We start from the raw sequence: 19,490 nt of genomic DNA on the forward strand, positions 1-19,490 counted from the left end.
CACGCTGCGGCCGGCAACAAAGCGTCTCGCCCTGCCCTATCGCACGCCCGGATCGTTCCGCTTAACCGGGCTTCGCAGTTGCAAATATTACCCGCAAACGTCATGGGGGCAGCTCGGGTCAACTTGCCACGGGTCGCACCGATGCGATTCGTGTTCTTCGCGGACGGTCGCTCAGGCGGTCGCCTGGGAAGAAGGGCTGGCCCGGCCAACGACAGGACGGGTATTTATCGATGGCATTTCCGGAGCCCCAGGGCCTCTACGACGCGCGTAACGAGCATGATTCCTGCGGTGTGGGCTTTGTGGCCCATATTAAAGGCATCAAATCGCACGCCATCGTATCGCAGGCGCTGGAGATTCTGAAAAACCTCGATCACCGCGGCGCGGTGGGCGCCGACCCGCTGCTGGGCGACGGCGCGGGCATCCTGATTCAGACACCCGACGCCTTGTTCCGCAAGTGGGCGGAAGGCGAAGGCCTGAAGCTGCCCGCGCTCGGCGACTACGGCGTGGCGATGTGCTTCATGCCGCAGGACCAGGCCAGCCGCGACCTGATCACGCAGATCTTCGAAAAGTTCATCGCCAAGGAAGGCCAGTCGCTGATCGGCTGGCGCGACGTGCCGACCACGATGGACGGTCTAGGCAAGGCGGTGATCGAATCCATGCCGGTGATCCGGCAGTGCTTCGTCGCGCGCGGGCTTAACTGTTCGGACCAGGACGCGTTCGAGCGCAAGCTGCTCGCCATCCGCAAGCAGACGCAGAACCCGCTGGAACAGATGGCGGAAAAGCACGGGCTGCCGGGGCTGAAAGAGCTCTACATGCCCAGCTTCTCGACCCGCACGGTGGTCTACAAAGGCCTGCTGCTGGCGACCCAGGTCGGCTCGTTCTACGACGATCTTCGCAACCCGGAATGCGTCTCGGCGCTCGGCCTGGTGCACCAGCGGTTCAGCACCAACACCTTCCCCAGCTGGAAGCTGGCGCACCCTTACCGCTTCATGGCGCACAACGGTGAGATCAACACCGTGCGCGGCAACGTGAACTGGATGAACGCGCGCCGCCGCACGCTCGAATCGGACCTGCTCGGCGCCGATCTCGACAAGATGTGGCCGCTGATCCCGCACGGCCAGTCGGACACCGCCTGCCTCGACAACGCCTTCGAGCTGCTGCTCGCAGGGGGCTACAGCCTCAGCCACGCAATGATGATGCTCATCCCCGAGGCTTGGGCCGGCAATGCGCTGATGACGCCCGAGCGCCGCGCGTTCTACGAGTATCACGCGGCCCTGATGGAGCCGTGGGACGGCCCGGCTGCGGTCGCCTTCACCGACGGTCGCCAGATCGGCGCCACGCTGGACCGCAACGGCCTGCGCCCGGCGCGCTTCCTCGTCACCGACGACGACTTGTGTGTCATGGCGTCGGAGAGCGGCGTGCTGCCGATCAAGGAAGACAACATCGTGCGCAAGTGGCGGCTGCAGCCGGGGCGCATGCTGCTGATCGACTTCGAGCAGGGCCGCATCATCGAGGATGAGGAGCTGAAGGCCCAGCTCGCCGCCGAAGAGCCCTACCAGCAGTGGCTGGACCAGGCGCAGTACAAGCTTGAAGACCTCGACGTCATCGATCCCGAGCTGACCGAATTGCCCCAGCCGACCGGCACGCTGCTCGATCGCCAGCAGGCGTTCGGCTACACCCAGGAAGACGTCAGCCGCTTCCTGGAGCCGATGGCCGTCAACGCCGACGATCCGATCGGCTCGATGGGCACCGACACCCCGATCGCGGTGCTCAGCCGCAAGTCGCGGCTGGTCTACGACTACTTCAAGCAGAACTTCGCCCAGGTCACCAACCCGCCGATCGACCCGATCCGCGAGGAACTGGTGATGAGCCTGGTGTCGATGATCGGCCCGCGCCCCAATCTGCTCGGCCACGTCGCCGGCACGCACAAGCGCCTGGAAGTCAGCCAGCCGATCCTCACCGACGAGGAGTTGGCGAAGATCCGCTCGGTCGAGGCCGCGCTCGACGGCGCGTTCCGCACAGCGACGATCGACATGACCTGGGACGCCAGCGCCGGGGCCGAGGGCCTTGAGCTGGCCATCAAGGAAATGTGCTGGACCGCGACCGAAGCGGTGCTGGCGGACAAGAACATCCTGATCCTGTCCGACCGTGCGCAAGGGCCGGACCGCATCCCGATGCCGGCGCTGCTGGCCACTGCCGCCGTCCACCACCACCTCGTCCGCCAGGGGCTGCGCATGCAGACCGGCCTGGTGGTCGAGACCGGCGAAGCGCGCGAAGTGCACCACTTCTGCGTGCTGGCGGGCTACGGCGCCGAGGCGATCAACCCCTACCTCGCGTTCGAGACGATCGAGAACCTGCGAGTCCGCAAGGAGCTGCCGATTGAGGCCAGGCAGGCGCAGAAGAACTACGTCTACGCCATCGGCAAGGGCATCCGGAAGGTCATGTCCAAGATGGGCATCTCGACCTACCAGTCGTACTGCGGCGCGCAGATCTTCGACGCGGTGGGCCTGTCGAGCAAGTTCATCGAGAAGTACTTTACCGGCACCGCCACCACCATCGAGGGCGCCGGTCTCGCCGAAATCGCCGCCGAGACCGTCGCACGCCATGCCGCGGCCTATGGCGACAGCCCGGTCTACAAGAACATGCTCGACGTGGGCGGCATCTACGGCGTGCGCGTGCGCGGCGAGGAGCATGCCTGGACGTCCGAGAACATCGGCAACCTGCAGCACGCGGTGCGCGGCAACGTGCCCGAGAAGTACGCGGCCTTCGCCCGGTCGATCAACGACCAGTCGGAGCGCATGCTGACGATCCGCGGCTTGATGGAGTTCGTGCCCGGGACCCCGGTTCCGATCGAGGAAGTCGAGCCGGCCAGCGAGATCGTCAAGCGCTTCGCCACCGGGGCGATGAGCTTCGGCTCGATCAGCCGCGAGGCGCACACCACTCTGGCGCTCGCCATGAACCGCATCGGCGGCAAGTCGAACACCGGCGAAGGCGGCGAGGAAGTCGATCGCTTCACGCCGCTGCCCAACGGCGATTCGATGCGCTCGGCAATCAAGCAGGTGGCCAGCGGCCGGTTCGGCGTGACCACCGAGTACCTCGTCAACGCCGACGACATCCAGATCAAGATGGCCCAGGGCGCCAAGCCTGGCGAAGGCGGCCAGCTGCCGGGCGACAAGGTCGACAAGACCATCGGCCGGGTGCGCCACTCGACGCCGGGTGTGGGCCTCATCAGCCCGCCGCCACATCACGACATCTACTCGATCGAGGACATCGCGCAGCTCATTCACGATCTCAAGAACGTGAACCCGGGCGCGCGCGTCTCGGTCAAGCTGGTGTCCGAAGTGGGCGTGGGTACGGTCGCCGCGGGCGTCTCCAAGGCGCGCGCCGACCACATCACCATTGCCGGCTACGAAGGCGGCACCGGTGCCTCGCCGCTGACCTCGCTGACGCACGCGGGCTCGCCCTGGGAGATCGGCCTGGCCGAAACCCAGCAGACGCTGCTGCTCAACAACTTGCGCAGCCGCGTGGCGGTGCAGGCGGACGGCGGCATCCGCACCGGCCGCGACGTGGCGATCGCCGCGCTGCTCGGCGCCGACGAGTTCGGCTTCGCCACGGCACCGCTGATCGCGGCGGGCTGCATCATGATGCGTAAGTGCCACCTCAACACTTGCCCGGTCGGCGTGGCGACGCAGGACCCGGTGCTGCGCGCGCGCTTTACCGGCCAGCCCGAGCACGTGGTGAACTACTTCTTTTTCGTCGCCGAGGAACTGCGCGCGATCATGGCCGAGCTCGGCTTCCGCACGCTGGCGGAGATGACCGGCCGCGTCGACCGGCTCGACACCCGCAAGGTGATCTCGAACTGGAAGGCCAAGGGCGTCGATCTGTCGAAGATCCTCTACAACCCCGGCAAGGGCGACAGCCCGACGCTCAACTGGTCCGAAACGCAGGACCATGGGCTGGAGAACGCGCTCGACAACGAGCTGATCGCCGCCTCAGCCGATGCGCTGGAAAGCCGCCAGCCGGTGAGAGTCGAGAAGTCGGTCATCAATGTCAACCGCACGGTCGGCGCCATGCTCTCGGGCGAAGTCGCCAAGCGGTTCGGCCATGCCGGCCTGCCCGACAACACGATCAACGTGAAGCTCACCGGCGTCGCCGGCCAGAGCTTCGCTGCCTGGCTCGCCCACGGTGTGACGCTCGACCTGACGGGTGACGCCAACGACTATGTCGGCAAGGGTCTCTCCGGAGGCCGCGTGATCGTTCGCCAGCCCGGCCACGTGAACCGCGAGCCGACGCAGAACATCATCGTCGGCAACACCGTGCTCTACGGCGCGATCGCGGGCGAGGCGTTCTTCAACGGCGTCGCCGGCGAGCGCTTCGCGGTGCGCAACTCGGGCGCCGTTGCGGTGGTCGAAGGCTGCGGCGATCATGGCTGCGAGTACATGACCGGAGGTGTCGTCGCGGTGCTGGGCAAGACCGGCCGCAACTTCGCAGCGGGCATGTCGGGCGGCATTGCCTACGTCTACGACGAGGATGGCGTATTCGCGCAGCTGGCCAACACCTCCATGGTCGACCTGCAGCCGATCTCGGCGGAGCGTGACGAGGACGACGGGGCGGGCCGTCCGCAGCAGCGCACCAACGGCGTCAACGACGCCGGCATGGGCGACCCGCTGCGCCACGACGCGGACCGCCTGCGCGTGCTGCTCGAACGCCACCATCTGCACACCGGATCGAAGCGGGCGCGTGCCCTGCTCGACGACTGGTCGAACGCTCTGGGCAAGTTCGTGAAGGTCATGCCGCGCGACTACGCCAAGGCGCTCAAGCAGATGGAAGCCGAGCGGCTCGAAGCGGCCTCCGTCGCCGCCGAATAAGCTTGGTGGCGCACCATCTCGCACGGGCGCCCCTTTTCTGGCATATATGATGAAGCGGGAGCGCTGCTGGGATCGGCGCTCACGGGGAGTATCTCAAGATGGGTAAGGAAACCGGGTTCCTCGAACTCGACCGGCACGATCGCGGCTACGAAGCGCCGGAAGCGCGGCTGAAGAACTACAAGGAGTTCATCGTCCCGCTGCCCGAGGCCGACCTCAAGGCCCAGGCCTCGCGCTGCATGAACTGCGGCGTGCCGCACTGCCACACCGGTTGTCCGGTCAACAACATCATCCCCGACTGGAACCACCTGGTCTACGAGAACGACTGGAAGAACGCGCTCGAGGTCCTGCATTCGACCAACAACTTCCCGGAATTCACCGGCCGCATCTGCCCCGCGCCTTGCGAGGCGGCCTGCACGCTGAACATCATCGACCAGCCGGTGACCATCAAGTCGATTGAATGCGCGATTGTCGACAAGGGATGGCAGAACGGCTGGATCAGCCCCGCCGTGCCCGCCAAGCGCACCGGCAAGACGGTCGCGGTGGTCGGCTCCGGCCCCGCAGGCCTCGCCGCCGCGCAGCAGCTGGCGCGCGCGGGTCACACCGTCACCGTGTTCGAGAAGAACGACCGTCTGGGCGGGCTGATGCGCTACGGCATCCCCGACTTCAAGATGGAGAAGCACCTCATCAACCGGCGCGCCATGCAGATGGAAGCCGAAGGGGTGACGTTCCGCACCAGCACCGAAGTGGGCGTAACCGTCTCGGTCAATTCGCTGAAGGAGAACTTCGACGCGATCGTCTTTGCCGGCGGCGCGGAAGAAGCGCGCCGGCTCGACATTCCGGGTGCGGAACTGCCGGGCGTGCGCCTGGCAATGGAGTTTCTGACCCAGCAGAACAAGCGCAACGCCGGCGACGACGAGCTGCGCGCCGCGCCGCGCGGCTCGCTGACCGCGACTGGCAAGCACGTCATCGTCATCGGCGGCGGCGACACCGGCTCGGACTGCGTCGGCACGTCAAACCGCCAGGGCGCCACCTCGGTCACCCAGATCGAGATCATGCCCAAGCCGCCCGAGATGGAAGACAAGGCACTCAGCTGGCCGTTTTGGCCGCTGCGCCTGCGCACCTCGTCGAGCCACCAGGAAGGCTGCGAGCGTGACTGGGCGGTGCTGACCAAGCGCGTCGTCGGCGGCAACGACGTCTCCGGGCTCGAATGCGTGCGCGTCGAGTGGAAGGACGGCAAGATGGTCGAGATTGAAGGCAGCGAGTTTACGCTGCAGGGCGATCTGATACTGCTCGCCATGGGCTTTACCGGCCCGCGCAAGGCCGGCATGCTCGACCAGGCGGCCGTCGAGCTGGACCCTCGCGGCAACGTCAAGGCCAACGTCTTCGAGTACAAGACCAGCGACGACAAGATCTGGGCCTGCGGCGACATGCGCCGAGGCCAGAGCCTGGTGGTCTGGGCGATCCGCGAGGGCCGCCAGTGCGCCCGTGCGGTGGACGAAGCGCTTATGGGCGTCTCCGAACTCCCCCGCTGAGGCGATAAGGCCGATAGGACTGCGTACCGGGCTTGACCCAGCGGCGGTTTCGGCAGTGATGAGTCCGAAGGCTTGCGCCGGCAAGCTCGCGACATGGTGCAACCTGGCCAGGGTCGAGCCCGCGACGACGTTGTAGCGCATTCAGGGAGGAACGCGATGCTGCTCGAAATTGCCGAAGTAGAAGTTAAGCCGGGCAACGAAGACGCGTTTAGCACGGCCATGCGCGAGGGCGGCATCGCCCACCTCGCCGCCTGCAAGGGCGTGATCGAAGCCCGCTTCGGCCGCGGTGTCGAGAACCCGAGCAAGTTCCTGTTCCACGTTGTCTGGACTTCAATCGAGGATCACATGGCAGCGCGAGAACTGGAGAGCTTCGGGCAGTTTCGCGCTGCCATGGACTATCTCACACAAGGCGGCTCGATGAGCCACTACGTGCTGCATGAGCAGGTGGCTGGGGCCAGCTATAAAGCTGTCTGACGGCCGGATACTGCGTAGCCACCGGTGAGTACCGCGGCGGCGTGAGGCGCGATCGTAGTCGGATTGGCCGTGTGCGCGATTAGGCGGTGACGGGCAGCTGTGCGTGCAGAGCGTGCCAGTTCCAGGGCAGCAGCTCGTGCAAGCGCTGCTGCGGGATGTCGGCGGTGCGGGTGAGGACGTCGGCCAACCAGGCTTGCGGGTCGACGTCGTTGAGCTTAACAGTGGCGATGAGGCTGAATATGAAAGCAGCACGCTGACCGCCGCGATCGGATCCTGCGAAACGCCAGGCTTTTCGGCCGATGGCGATGCCGCGCATGGCACGCTCGGCGCAATTGTTGGTCAGGCAGATGCGTCCATCCTCAAGGAAAGCGGTGAACGCGGGCCAGTCCTTGAGCATGTAGTCCATGGCCTTGGCGACATCGGACGAGCGTGAAAGGCTCGAACGCTGCTCGGCCATCCAGGACCGCAGATCGTCGGGGAGAGGAGCCACGTGCTGCTCGCGGGCGATCTGCCGCTGAAGGGCGCTCTGGCCCACGACGGTACGCTCGACCGCAAAGATTGCGTCGATGCGGCGCACGGCCTCGACAGCAAGCGGCGCGATCACCGGCGAGCCCTTGCGGCACTTGTTGAGCTGATACCAGGCTGCGGTGAGGCTGACTCACGTGCGGGTTCCCAAGGGGGTGAAAGTGTGGATCAGTAGCGTCCTGGATCAGGAGGATGCGCGGATGGGACAAGCGATCGGCTTGCGAGAGGATTTCGGCGGGTCGACGCTGCGGCGTTTTGGCGCGGGCATCAAGAGTGCGCCGCAGGCTCGGCGGCTGCTGACGTTGGCCCAGATTCACGATGGCGGCAATCGAAGCCAGGCGGCGCGGATTGGCAATGTTACGTTGCAATCATCCGCGACTGGGTGATCCGCCTTAACGCCCGCGGCCCTGACGGGTTGCTCGACGGCAAGGCTCCGGGCAAGCGGTTGATCCTCAGCGACGCGCAGCGCCACGCTCTGGTTTAGGCGGTTCGACGCGGGCCGCTCCCGGCGACTCACGGCGTCGTGCGCTGGCGGCTGATTGATCTGGTGCAATGGTTACATTACGAGTTCGCGGTGTCGCTGGACGAGACTACCGCCAACCGTGAGCTGAAGCAGCTGGGCTACGTGAAGCTGACCGCCGCCAGCGTCCCTATGCCGAGAACGAGTTAGCCAGGGAGGCGTTCAAAAAAGATCTCATGGGCGCGGGCTGGCGCCGGTTGAGGCAGACTGGCCTTCCCGCTTTGTCGTGAAGGAGATTGCCTGTGTCCATTTCCGTCCCATGCCGCGGTTAGTACGCAGCTAAACGCGATCTTCGTGTCGCTAGAGTTGAGCCGTTCCAATTGGTTGGTAACATCGCTGTCGCCGGGCGCCGCGATCGCATTTCGCGCCATCAGGTGAAGGGCAGCGATGTGCCGGCACTTTTGGAGCGGTTCGCGCAGTTGCAGGTGAAAGCGCGGGAGCGGACGTGCGAGCTTTATTTGCTGGTCGTCGTCCGGGAGGCAGGGCTGGACGGCTTCTGGATTCACCGTTGCCTCATCCGCGAAGGCTTTGAGAGCCATGTCGTCGACGCCGCCTCGATCGCAGCCTCGCGGCGCAGCCTTCGGGCGAAGACGGACAAGCTCGACGGCGAGGCGCTGGTCCGCACGCTGCTTGCCTACAAGCGCGGCGAGCCACGGGTCTGTGCCATGGTGACCGTGCCGAGCGCAGAGGACGAAGACCGCCGGCGCGTCTGCCGCTAGCGGCGCTCGCTGGTCGTCGAACGCATCCGGCGCAATGAGGGCGTGCTGTTCGCGCAAGTGGTGGCGATTACGAACCGCTGCGCACGAACCGGCGCGCGCGGCTGAAGGAACTAGTCACCGGTGATGGCCAGCGACTGCCTTCCCATGTGAAGCGCGAGATTGAGCGCGAGTTAGACCGGCTGGAGCTGGTCATGCGCCAGATTAAGGAGGTGGAGCGCGAGCGCGACGCGATGCTGGAGGCGGCGACGGACGAGGCACCTAAGCCGGCGAGCGCCCGACTGCTCCAGCTGCGCGGCATCGGCCCCGAGTTTGCCGGCGTGCTGCATGGCGAGGCGCTATTCCGCAGCTTCAGCAACCGTCGCCAGGTCGCCTGCTATGCGGGCCTCGCGCCATCGCCATGGCAGAGCGGCAACATGGACCGCGAGCAGGGCGTATCCAGGCCGGCAACAAGCGGCTACGCACGACCAAGATCCAGGTCGCGTGGCTATGGCTTCGGCATCAGCCTGAGTCGGAACTGACCCGCTGGTACGCCGAACGGGTGCAGGCGAACGGCGATCGTGTCAGGCGCGTGATGATCGTCGCGCTCGCCCGCAAGCTGCTGATCGCGCTTTGGCAGTTTAGTTCGGCCGGCGTCTTGCCGCGAAAGGCGCGCTGCTAAAGGCAGGCTGAGCGAGTCACCAATTCCGAGTTCCCGCAGGCATTGCCCTGCCGGATCCAGGCGGACGGACTCGTAGAGGCCTCTTGGCTTCACTCGCCGGTAAAAAGGATGATCGTCTTCCTGAGCCAGAGCCGACGCAAGCGGGATTGTGGCTGAGCCGCGTACGAGCGGCGACCGGATGTGAGTTAAAGCGAACCGGTTGGCGGGACGCTTGTAGCAGCAGGCTCAGACCATGGATCTGACAAACGCGAGATTGCCAATTGTTATAGCGGCGCAAAGGCTTGATCCGATTATCCCCGTCTGAGGCGCTTTGCCGCCGCAGTGGCAGAGGTCTGGGCCACTCTCCCGCAAGGCACGCCCATAGAGATTTGGTTTCAGGATGAAGCCCAGGTCGGGCAGAAGAACACCATCACTCGCCGCTTGGCGCGGCGCGGCACACGGCCATCGGCACCCAAGGATTAGGGGACGAAATCGGCCTTCATCTTCGGCGCCATCTGCCCCGAGAAGGGCAAAGGTGCCGGACTGGTCCTGCCCTCCTGCAACACCGAGACAATGTCGCTGCACCTCGCCCAAATTGCGCGTGCCGTCGCACCGGGCACCCATGCCGTGGTGCTGATGGATCAAGCCGGGTGGCACATGACCGGCAAGCTCAAGCTACCTGCCAACATCAGCATCGTCGCTTTGCCGGCCAAATGCCCTAAGCTGAACTCGGTCGAGAATGTCTGGCTGTTCATCCGCGGCAACCGGCTGTCGAACCGAATCTTCACCTCCCATGACAACATCATCGACCATTGCTGCGAAGCCTGGAACAAGCTCGTCGATCAGCCCTGGCGCATCCTAATCATCGGACGCCGCAAATGGGCGCGCCGGTTCTGATCAGTGCAGGTTGGTATCACGGTCGAATTGGATCTCTTTGAGAAGAACTCGCCGCGCATGAGGCAACGGTGGGCCGCCCGGGCGTGAGGCGGTCCAGATGCCGGGTCAGGACGACATCGGAGCGCTTGGATATGCGGCTAGGCCATCCTGACAGGTGATGTAGGCAATATGGTAGATTACGTCATCTCAGGATTACCGACCGGAGATTTTCAGCCAGTGCGAGAATGCCGGTAGTGTTGTCACGGCTCCCATGTAGGCCTTTGCGCTCCGTGACTTGCCCTCCTGGTTCAAACCGGCTCGGTGCGAGTTTCGTTCTGCAGGGCAGTACGATCTATTCGTTTTGAAGAATACGTCAGGCGGTGTCGCACTTGGCTCCGAAAGGCAAGCTTCGATCCTAACGAGCGTAGCGCGACTTGCCGGCTTTAAGTAGCTAGTGCGGCTCACATGAACAATCGGTCACCACGGTACATATCTGAGGTGGTTCTATAAGCGGAGCCCACCAGTCCTCGTGCGTGAGATACCATCCAAGCGTCTCACCGAGGCCTTGAGGAAAGTCTCGCCGTGGAGCGTAGCCCAGTTCCGTGCGCGCCTTCGTTTCATCAATCGCGTAGCGGCGATCGTGTCCTTTCCGGTCGGTGACAAAGGTCTTCGATTCCAGACTGCTGCGTCCGTGAGCAGGTGGCGCATCGGGGAAACGCTTGGCCAGGTTCGGATCGGCTGCAAACGCCTTGTCCACGGCATGGCAGATCTCCTCAATTACTCTCATGTTCGGCAGTTCCTGCCCGCCGCCTATGTTGTAAGTCTCGCCTGGGCGACCCTTGCGCAGGCACGCCTCAATGCCACGGCAATGATCCTCGACATGTAGCCAATCCCGAATGTTCAGGCCGTCCCCATAGATCGGCAAGGGGCGCCCGTACAGAGCATTAAGCGCGAATAGCGGGATGAGCTTTTCAGGATACTGGAACGGCCCATAATTATTGGAGCAGTTGCTCGTGGTCGTCTCAAGTCCATAGGTATGGTGATAGGCACGCACGAGGTGATCGCTGGCTGCCTTCGAGGCAGAATAGGGCGAATTTGGCGCGTAACGCGTGGTCTCACTAAAGGCCGGCTCGTCTGGTGAAAGCGAACCGTAGACCTCGTCAGTCGAGGCATGGTGAAATCGATGCGGCCTGCCACTACCTTCGTCAAGCCACGCCTTTTTCGCTGCCTTGAGCAGGCTGTGAGTGCCGATGACGTTGGTTGTCACGAATGCATCAGGCCCGGTGATCGACCGGTCAACATGACTTTCTGCGGCGAGGTGCACAATCGTGTCGATTGCATAATCCGCCATCAGGCTTGATACGAGCGGCGTGTCGCAGATATCGCCTTCGATCAGCGTAACCCCATCCAGACCGTCGAGGTTCGCCCGATTGCCTGCATAGGTCAGCAAGTCCAGCACGACTATGTTGTCCTGAGGCGAAGCCCCGCGCCAATAATGGACGAAGTTGGCGCCAATGAAGCCAGCACCGCCAGTGACCATGAGATTAGCCATGTATTTTGATCTCAGCAATCATTGTGCGCAGTTGAGTTCGCCAGTGCGGTGCGGGGCCACCTAAAATATCAAAGGTTGATGTCTTATCGAGGACTGAGTAGCTTGGGCGCCGTGCGGGCGTGGGGTAGTCCAAGGTGCGGATCGGAATGACCGGAACGGCTCGGGCCAGCAAGCCCGCCGCAAAAGCTTCCTCTTGGATAGCCACGGCAAAGTCGTACCAACTGCAGGCGCCCGCGTCGCTGAAGTGATGGATGCCCCGCGCCTGCCTCAGCGCCATCGCCCAGAGCGCGGCGGCCAAGCCAGGAGCATAAGTTGGCGTGCCGATCTGATCGGCCACGACGCGTACCTCGGGACATTCACTCATTAGGCGCAGCATGGTTCGTACGAAGTTCGCGCCTGTCGGCGCATAGACCCACGCGGTCCGCACGATCAAAGCATCTTCGCCGGCCGCGATTTCGCCCGCCAGCTTAGTCCGTCCGTACACCCCGAGAGGCGCGGTGAGTGCATCGGGAGCGTAAGGCCTGCCGGATAGCCCATCGAACACGAAGTCGGTTGAGACGTGGACAAAGCAACCCCCAACCCGGTTGGCGGCGCGGGCGAGGTGGCCGACAGCGGTCGCATTGACAGCAAGTGCCGTTTCCTCGTCAGTTTCGGCCTCATCCACTGCGGTATAGGCGGCTGCGTTGAACACGATATCGGGCCTAACCTGTGCAACCGCCGCAGCGACCGCACTACCATCGGTGATGTCGAGCGTATCTCTGCCGTGACTGAAGACGGTCGCAACATTCGGCGCCGTCGCCAGCAGTTCCCTGCCGAGCTGGCCCTTGCTCCCTACGATCAGGACTTTCATGTAAGGGCCTGAACATCACCAAATCGCCTGCCCAGCTTGTCCTTGGCAGACAATTGCGGATCGATCCCTTCAAGCGGCCAGTTGATTCCAATGCTGGGATCATTCCATGCCAGCGTATGCTCGTTTGCGGGATCATAAGAGACGGTGCACTTGTAGAGAAAATCAGTGTCGTCTTCCAGGCTAACGAAGCCATGGGCGAATCCAGGCGGCACCCAGAACATGCGCTTGTTCTTAGCTGAGAGTTCCACGCCAGCCCATTGCCCATAGGTGGATGAGCCGGGCCGCAAGTCCACGGCAACATCCCAAGCCTTACCAGAGACGACCCTGACGAGCTTCCCCTGCGGATTGGGTTGCTGGTAGTGCAGGCCGCGCAAGACACCCTTCGCGGAGCGGCTGTGATTGTCCTGAACAAAATTCCAAGCCAGGCCGAGTCGTGCGAACGTCGCCCGATTCCAGCTTTCCAGGAAAAAACCTCTTTCGTCCCCGAACACCTGTGGCTCAATGATAAGCAGGCCTTCAATTTTGGTGGGGATCAATTCCATTCTACATGCCTGCCTAACGATCGGCCGAGCGGCCATTTAGAAGATTGAGCAAGTATGCGCCATACCCACTCTTCACGAGCGGGAGGGCGATTGCTTCAAGTCTGGCGTCGTCGATGAAGCCTTGGCGCCAGGCAATCTCTTCCGGACATGCGATCTTTAGGCCTTGCCGCTCCTCAATGATCCGCACGTAATTGCCGGCATCGAGCAGAGAGCCGTGCGTACCCGTATCGAGCCAAGCATAACCACGCCCCATGATCTCGACCGACAACTCACCGCGTTCGAGATAGAGCCGATTTAGATCGCTGATCTCCAGCTCACCGCGGGCACTCGGCTTCAGATCGGCCGCCAAGTCAACGACCTTGCCGTCGTAGAAGTAGAGGCCGGTCACGGCGTAATTCGATCTAGGATCTTTAGGCTTCTCCTCGATGCTGACCGCCCGTCCATTCTCATCGAACGAGACAACCCCATAGGCGGTGGGATCTTTGACGTAGTAGCCAAAGACGGTCGCGCCTATCTCTCGAGATCCTGCGCTGCTCAGCAAGTTGGGCAAACCATGGCCGTAGAAGATGTTATCGCCTAAAATCAGAGCCGAAGGATGACTACCCAAGAAATCGGCACCTATATGAAAGGCTTGGGCCAGACCGGCCGGCGCTAGTTGCACCGCGTACTGCAAGTTGACGCCGAAGTTGTGACCGTCGCCAAGAACGGCTTGGAATGCAGCCTGATCTTGCAGCGTTGTGATAACAAGTATTTCCCTGATACCCGCCAACATCATAACTGACAAAGGATAATATATCATCGGCTTGTCGAAGACGGGCATAAGCTGCTTTGATACACCTCTTGTTAGAGGATAAAGTCGAGTTCCTGAACCACCTGCAAGTATCAATCCCTTGCGCATTTCAAACGGCCCCCAACTCGTAGTAATGGTTAATCGCATAAACAGATCATGGACCGTGCGATGTTTTCGTATGCATCGTTATTCCACAATCCGGCAAATGCGGGAGATGTGGAGATAAAACTTAACTGTACCCTGCGCCGTTGACATGAGCCGCCGACCGGCGCCGAGCGCCACTACCTACTCCGCGGGCGCCGAACCGCGCAAGATGGTGAGCTCTTGCGCTTTCAACGAGATGTCTCGCTCGTTGCCCGCTGCTTCGGTATGGTAGCGCAACCCGGGTGCATTTCCGCTGGGCCTCAAGTGAATGGAAGCGCGCCGGCAATCGCGTCAGCAAGGTCGACAGCGGCATGTCTTGGCGCTTCGCCTCCTCCAGCACCACGATCATCGGCAGCGCCGCATTACGCGTTGGCAACGCGGCCAGCATGCGCCGCTCGCGCAGATCGCCGAGCTGAGGATGAAGCCATTGGCCTCGTAGCCGCAGACCAGGATCGAACCTTTGACCAATGCACTCATCGCTTCAATCACGTAGGGCGAGCCGATGCGGGTGCAACGAATCTGGTCGAACGATCCGGACAACTCTAGTTACGAGTTGCAGGTGACCGGGGTCGCGATCGCTTCGATCCTCAGCGCCTGCGCGCACATGATGCCGAGCACATCGCCACGCAACCAGGTGCCGGTTTCGTCGGACAGTAAGTGCCGGTCGGGATCGCCATCGGTGAATAAGCTCGCATCGAGGCCGAACTCGGCCGCCCAACCATTTGCCAGTTCCTGAGCCTAGGGACGAACGGCTTCCGTGGCGAGGAATGAAGATGCCAGAGCGTCCAAATCGGGTCACTTGCGCGCCGAGACCTCCCAGGCTCGTAACTAGGATGTCGCGCCCTACTGCGGAAAGCTCGTAGACGCCCAGCTTGAGCCCTGACACGGCATCGCGACCAGATAAGTCAGTATAGCGCGCAATGTAGGCGTTCCCGACATCGATCACCGGCTCAGTCACCTCAAGCGCCTTCAGCATGCCCTCTTCGTCGAACAGGTCGGACAGGGTCACCTCCTGCGCTCGCATAGCCATTTCGTCAGGCTTCGGCATTTCTCCATCGGCACGACAAACTTGATGCCGTTCCGGTCGGCGGGGTTGTGGCTGCCGGTGACCATGATAGAGGAGAAGGCCTTGCCGGACCCGTAAGCTGCGACAGCCGGAGACGGCACGAAGCGCAACGGTCGCATTCGCCACCCATGGTGTGGATCGCTGCCGCACAAGCTGCGACGATGCGAGGTGTCGACGAACGCAGATCACCCGCGATGGCGACTTACATGCCCGACGAGAATTGGCCGATACGCGTCAAGTGCTGAAGGAACGCGCACGTGTAGACGAAGCACACCAGGTCAGTCATGTCGACAACCTGGCCCCGTGCGCCGCTCGTGCCGAACGTGATCTCGGAGCTTTCCATCGAGCGCGAGATCGAAACTATCTGTGTTATGGTATTCCGCATGCTGCTTTAAAGTCTACTATAATGGGCTGATGGTGCTCGTGGTCGCGCGGCGAGAAGCGGCCCAACTGGCTCTTGAGAGACTCTAAAGCACACGATGCTCTCATCTGGCTCCATTTCACCGGACACCGTCAAGAGCATTGCAAACTGAGCCGCTTGAAATTCGCGTGGTGAGCGCATCTTCAGCCCTGGACGGGTAAATTCTGCGGAAGTTCTAGTTCAGTTCTGAGTGACACCAGTACTCGAGAGCGGCCATCAGAGATGAGGCGTGCGAACTAACGAAAAGCCGTTCAATCATTCCTGAATTCTGATGATAGTCATGCCTGCATTATCTCACGTTTTGCAAGTTGTTATAACGCAAAGAAGCCCCTCCACTGCGTCAGTCGTTCAGCGATGAGCAGTCCCGCTGACTGGACACCACTCGCCAGAGGTATGAGATCTTAGTCTTAGCGGACCGGGGACCCGCCGTGCTACCCTCAGATTTGCCCGCAAGAGCGTGCGTGAGCGCAGATTCTTTTACCAGATCACCGAAGCGCCGCGGCAAGAGCCTTGGGGGCGATGGATGCCAAGCTGGAAGCACAGCTGGCTGATTATCGCGCTGTAAAAGATGCGTTTAAGGCATGCATGCGGACAATGCATCCTGCCTTGGCCGAGGCGGTCGCACTCTATCGAGCGTTGCGGTTGCCGCTGCTTTCATCTGGTGCCGGGCCGATGCTGCGCAAACGCGATTGGCAGAAGTTGCGGTGCTCGCACCGTCTGGTCGTCGGACCGATGCGATCGCGGGCTACATCGTAGCGGCGAAGGGGTAAACAAAAGGCGATCGACTGGTTGAGGAAGCCTGCCAAGCGGAGACATGAGCGCGTAAGAGACGTCCATAATGACGTCGTTACGGACGTCCTAAGCAAGAGCGAGGGACGTCGGTGGAGCACCGCGGAGAGGCTCGAGATCGTCGCGGCGGTGGGGTGAACGGCGAGACCTTGGCACGTGTTGCGCGGCGCTACGATGTCTCACGAAGCCAGATCTACCAATGGCGACATCAGTTCAGGAAGCGAGGGTTATTGCCTGCGCCGCCTGGACCGACCTTCTTGCCGGTGGACCTTGAGGTGCCCATGCGACACGCGGAGCCCGTGCCCGAGGGATAAAATTGCCTCGCCTGTGATTGTCGAGCTGTGCCTTGCGCATGGGCGGTGCCTTCGCTTCGATGCCGGCATCGAGGCTGCTGCCCTGACCCGGCTGATCCGGTCGGTGGAAGCTGCATGATCGGACCCGGGACCGGCGTAAGAGTGTATCTCGCCTGCGGCGTCACTGACATGCGCCAAGGGATCTCGGGTCTTGCCATGCTTGCCAAGGCTGAGCTGCGACAGAAACCTGCCAGTGGCGCTGTATTCGCCTTTTGTGGCCGGCGGGGCGACAGGCTGAATCTGCTGTACTGGGATGGCCAGGGGTTTTGCCTCTATTACAAGATCCTCGAGCGTGGCCGCTTTCCCTGGCCTTCCGCGGCCGACGGAACGGCGCGACTGACATCGGCCCAACTTGCAATGCTATGGGAAGGGATCGACTGGAGACGCCCGAACTGGGGCGCACCACCGACACACGCCGGGTAACTTTTCGTCGGGCAGAACGGCTGTTTTGCTAGGCTTTTCGGTGGTTTTACCGTAGAAAAAGCCATGCGACAAGCGGCGCCCGATCTTCCTGAAGACCCGGCTCTCCTCAAGGCCATGGTCGCCCGGTTGCAGGCCGAGAACACGAAGCTGACGACGACGCTGCGTGCCCATGACTTGGTCGTGCAGTCGCGGCGCGTGCACATCGCCAAGCTCAGAAAGCAGGCTTTCGGCAAATCCTTCGAGAAGATCGAACGCGAGATCGAGCAGCTGAAACTCGCACTCGAAGACGTGCTCGTCACCGTCGCCCAACAGGGCCTGACGACGAGCGTCCAGAACGATCCCGAGGCGCAAGCCGCGGCCGCTTCTCCCGACACCAGCTCCGCATCGCGATCATCGCGCCGGCCGCGTGTCTTGGCGGATACACCGCGCGAGCGCCACGAGATCGATCCTGGCAGCACGTGCCCGGATTGCGGCGGCGATCTGCGTCTCGTCGGCGAGGACGTGAGCGAGATCCTCGAGATGCGCACGGCAAAGCTCAAGGTCATCGAAGTCGCACGCCCGAAGAAGTCCTGCCGTTGCTGTGAGAAGATGGTCCAAGCGCCCGCTCCGAGCCGACCGATCCCCGGCAGCATGGCAGGAGGAAGTCTCCTGGCTCACGTGCAGGTCTCAAAGTTTGACGACCTTTTGCCGCTGTATCGGCAAAACGAGATCTTCGCGCGCATGGGCGCCGACATCCCGCGCAGCACGCTGGCCGACTGGTGTGGCCGCTCGATGCGGATCCTGCAGCCCGTGATCGACCAGATTGAGGCATCGGTGCTGAGCAGCGACATCCTGCATGCCGACGACACCTATGCGGCTAGTGGTCGGATTGATTTTGTGCATTGTTCGTTGGCGCTGTCGCACGAGCCGTTCTGCCAAGCTGGCAATTGCGGGGAGCATGGCAGCACGCTCGCTGCGCCTACCTATGTGGGACGGCGGGAAACAATTTATGCAGGCCGCATCTCCCGAGGCGTTCGCCCACACCATAGCAGGCGAGCAGATCGGTACTGCCAATCGCAGGTGCTGGAGGCCTGTGAAAAGCGCGCGAACAAGGTGCAAAAGCCAAGCCGTGCACGATCAGCGTTGCTTCCAAAAGGGCTCGAGCTGATTCGGGCACCTTAACCCGGCACCTAGTACAGCGCATAATGCGATAGACACACGCCTAATTTCGATGAAATCGATTTTGTCTAGGCAGTTACCGACACCATGACATTGCATTGGTGACGGCAACCTCTAAGAAACCGCCATCGGTCGCCAATTACCTTAGCGAAGGACGCATATGCCAACCATAATTCCCGCCATCCTTTGCGGCGGTAGCGGCACACGGTTGTGGCCGCGCAGCCGGGCGGTGAAGCCGAAGCCGTTTCTGACCCTGGTTGGCGATTGCACTTTGTTCGAAGCTGCAGTGCGTCGTTGCCCGGCGTCGGGGGGCTTTTCCCCGCCTGTCGTGGTGACCGGCGGCAAGCATGTCGAGCACGTCGAAGCGCAACTGGGTGAAATCAATGGCGCGCAGGTCATCGTTGAGCCTTCCGCGCGCAACACTGCGGCCGCGATCGCGCTGGCCGCGTATCGCCTGCCCGAAGATGCGGTCATGCTGGTGTGCCCGAGCGACCACCACATCGGTGATGCCGATGCGTTTGCGTCCACGGCCTGTGCCGCTGCAGACTTGGCTAGCGAAGGCTGGCTGGTATCCTTCGGGATCGAGGCAAGGGCGCCGGAGACGGGCTTTGGCTATTTGCGTCGCGGTGAAAAGATCTCGGACACCGGCTATCGTACCGCGCAGTTCGTCGAAAAGCCTGATCTTGAGCGTGCCAAGTCCTTCCTGGCCAGGGGCGATTATGCTTGGAACGGCGGCATATTTGCCTTCCGCGTCAAGGACTTTGTAGCTGAACTTGAGCGCCATCGCCCCCAGATTGCGGCCGGCGTCAAGGAGGCCGTCGCCAACGGTCATGAGGATGGTCATCGGTTTTATCCCGATGCCGAGGTCTTCGGAAACGTGCCCAGCGATTCCGTAGACTATGCCGTCATGGAGAACACTGAGCGCGCCGCAATGGTGCCTGCCGTCATGAACTGGTCTGATATCGGCAACTGGCATGCCCTGCATGAAGCGTTGGAGCGTGATACCTCGGGCAACTCGGTGCGCGGCACCGGTACGGTCGAGATGGTCGACTGCCGCAATGTCCTTGTCGACAGCGATGGACCGCGCGTTTCGGTGATTGGGCTTGAGAACGTGATCGTCGTTGTCGATGGCGATGACATCATGATCACCACCGTTGCCGGCGTGCAGAAGGTCGGCAAGCTGGCGGGTGCCGTCAACCAGTAGTTCTGCCAGGAACGTTCGGGCACACACCAAGAACGCTCAGCTTCCTA

The 19,490-nt window shown here is 62.4% G+C and carries 16 protein-coding genes and 5 pseudogenes; 13 read left to right on the plus strand and 8 right to left on the minus strand.

The genetic code is table 11. From position 1 onward, the window contains the following. Positions 1 to 230: 230 nt before the first annotated feature. The 3 genes from gltB to GV044_RS18740 all read left to right on the plus strand — a co-directional run bounded on the left by gltB (position 231) and on the right by GV044_RS18740 (position 6,874). On the plus strand, positions 231 to 4,868 hold the full coding sequence (gene gltB, locus GV044_RS18730; RefSeq protein WP_159873672.1) for a glutamate synthase large subunit: 4,638 nt from the start codon (positions 231 to 233) through the stop codon (positions 4,866 to 4,868). Between the two features lie 98 nt (positions 4,869 to 4,966). Further along, the gene (locus GV044_RS18735; protein WP_159873674.1) at positions 4,967 to 6,400 is read left to right on the plus strand and encodes a glutamate synthase subunit beta; all 1,434 of its coding nucleotides are present in this window, start codon (positions 4,967 to 4,969) and stop codon (positions 6,398 to 6,400) included. Between the two features lie 156 nt (positions 6,401 to 6,556). Continuing rightward, positions 6,557 to 6,874, plus strand: coding sequence for an antibiotic biosynthesis monooxygenase (locus GV044_RS18740; RefSeq protein WP_159873676.1), 318 nt, complete (start codon positions 6,557 to 6,559; stop codon positions 6,872 to 6,874). A 79-nt stretch (positions 6,875 to 6,953) separates the two neighbouring features. On the opposite strand, the pseudogene GV044_RS18745 reads toward GV044_RS18740, so the two are convergent. Next, positions 6,954 to 7,490: pseudogene (locus GV044_RS18745) on the minus strand (transposase); the annotation flags it as partial. A 109-nt stretch (positions 7,491 to 7,599) separates the two neighbouring features. Here GV044_RS18745 and GV044_RS18750 point away from each other — a divergent pair. The 4 genes and pseudogenes from GV044_RS18750 to GV044_RS18765 all read left to right on the plus strand — a co-directional run. Next, positions 7,600 to 7,785 carry a hypothetical protein gene (locus GV044_RS18750; RefSeq protein ID WP_159873680.1) on the plus strand — a complete coding sequence of 62 codons (186 nt, stop codon included), beginning with the start codon at positions 7,600 to 7,602 and terminating at the stop codon, positions 7,783 to 7,785. 137 nt (positions 7,786 to 7,922) lie between these two features. Further along, a complete protein-coding gene (locus GV044_RS22865; RefSeq protein ID WP_371741650.1) occupies positions 7,923 to 8,069 on the plus strand; it encodes a winged helix-turn-helix domain-containing protein in 147 nt (48 codons plus the stop codon). A gap of 90 nt (positions 8,070 to 8,159) precedes the next feature. Beyond that, a pseudogene (locus GV044_RS18760) lies at positions 8,160 to 9,307 on the plus strand (IS110 family transposase). A gap of 340 nt (positions 9,308 to 9,647) precedes the next feature. Beyond that, a pseudogene (locus tag GV044_RS18765) lies at positions 9,648 to 10,172 on the plus strand (IS630 family transposase); the annotation flags it as partial. Between the two features lie 430 nt (positions 10,173 to 10,602). Here GV044_RS18765 and rfbB read toward each other — a convergent pair. The 7 genes from rfbB to GV044_RS22360 all read right to left on the minus strand — a co-directional run bounded on the left by rfbB (position 10,603) and on the right by GV044_RS22360 (position 15,438). Then, a complete protein-coding gene (gene rfbB, locus GV044_RS18770; protein ID WP_159873684.1) occupies positions 10,603 to 11,703 on the minus strand; it encodes a dTDP-glucose 4,6-dehydratase in 1,101 nt (366 codons plus the stop codon). Next, positions 11,696 to 12,553 (minus strand): dTDP-4-dehydrorhamnose reductase, encoded by an 858-nt coding sequence (gene rfbD / locus GV044_RS18775; RefSeq protein WP_159873686.1) that lies wholly within the window; start codon positions 12,551 to 12,553, stop codon positions 11,696 to 11,698. The genes rfbB and rfbD overlap by 8 nt, the downstream gene beginning before the upstream one ends. Further along, a complete protein-coding gene (gene rfbC / locus GV044_RS18780) occupies positions 12,550 to 13,095 on the minus strand; it encodes a dTDP-4-dehydrorhamnose 3,5-epimerase (protein WP_159873688.1) in 546 nt (181 codons plus the stop codon). The genes rfbD and rfbC overlap by 4 nt, the downstream gene beginning before the upstream one ends. Positions 13,096 to 13,108: 13 nt before the next feature. Then, a complete protein-coding gene (gene rfbA, locus GV044_RS18785) occupies positions 13,109 to 13,993 on the minus strand; it encodes a glucose-1-phosphate thymidylyltransferase RfbA (RefSeq protein ID WP_159873701.1) in 885 nt (294 codons plus the stop codon). Positions 13,994 to 14,374: 381 nt separating this feature from the next. After that, positions 14,375 to 14,569, minus strand: a complete 195-nt coding sequence (locus GV044_RS22350; protein WP_236555091.1) for a hypothetical protein — start codon at positions 14,567 to 14,569, stop codon at positions 14,375 to 14,377. A gap of 465 nt (positions 14,570 to 15,034) precedes the next feature. Next, positions 15,035 to 15,214 carry a hypothetical protein gene (locus GV044_RS22355; protein WP_236555092.1) on the minus strand — a complete coding sequence of 60 codons (180 nt, stop codon included), beginning with the start codon at positions 15,212 to 15,214 and terminating at the stop codon, positions 15,035 to 15,037. 83 nt (positions 15,215 to 15,297) lie between these two features. Then, positions 15,298 to 15,438, minus strand: a complete 141-nt coding sequence (locus GV044_RS22360) for a hypothetical protein (RefSeq protein ID WP_236555093.1) — start codon at positions 15,436 to 15,438, stop codon at positions 15,298 to 15,300. A gap of 597 nt (positions 15,439 to 16,035) precedes the next feature. On the opposite strand from GV044_RS22360, the gene GV044_RS18795 reads away from it, so the two are divergent. The 6 genes and pseudogenes from GV044_RS18795 (at position 16,036) to GV044_RS18815 (ending at position 19,443) form a co-directional block, all read left to right on the plus strand. Beyond that, complete coding sequence (locus GV044_RS18795; RefSeq protein WP_159873703.1) at positions 16,036 to 16,272, plus strand: hypothetical protein; 237 nt, start codon at positions 16,036 to 16,038, stop codon at positions 16,270 to 16,272. Between the two features lie 167 nt (positions 16,273 to 16,439). After that, on the plus strand, positions 16,440 to 16,619 hold the full coding sequence (locus GV044_RS22870; protein WP_159873705.1) for a helix-turn-helix domain-containing protein: 180 nt from the start codon (positions 16,440 to 16,442) through the stop codon (positions 16,617 to 16,619). Between the two features lie 114 nt (positions 16,620 to 16,733). Then, positions 16,734 to 17,081 (plus strand): IS66 family insertion sequence element accessory protein TnpB, encoded by a 348-nt coding sequence (gene tnpB / locus GV044_RS18805; RefSeq protein WP_159873707.1) that lies wholly within the window; start codon positions 16,734 to 16,736, stop codon positions 17,079 to 17,081. 63 nt (positions 17,082 to 17,144) lie between these two features. After that, positions 17,145 to 17,456 (plus strand): annotated as a pseudogene (locus tag GV044_RS22875) (IS66 family transposase); the annotation flags it as partial. A gap of 15 nt (positions 17,457 to 17,471) precedes the next feature. Continuing rightward, positions 17,472 to 17,930 (plus strand): annotated as a pseudogene (locus GV044_RS22880) (transposase); the annotation flags it as partial. 469 nt (positions 17,931 to 18,399) lie between these two features. Next, positions 18,400 to 19,443: a mannose-1-phosphate guanylyltransferase gene (locus tag GV044_RS18815; RefSeq protein WP_159873709.1), complete on the plus strand. Its 1,044-nt coding sequence runs from the start codon at positions 18,400 to 18,402 to the stop codon at positions 19,441 to 19,443. The last annotated feature ends 47 nt before the right edge of the window (positions 19,444 to 19,490 follow it).

The organism is Novosphingobium sp. 9U, from assembly GCF_902506425.1.
GTDB lineage: Bacteria > Pseudomonadota > Alphaproteobacteria > Sphingomonadales > Sphingomonadaceae > Novosphingobium.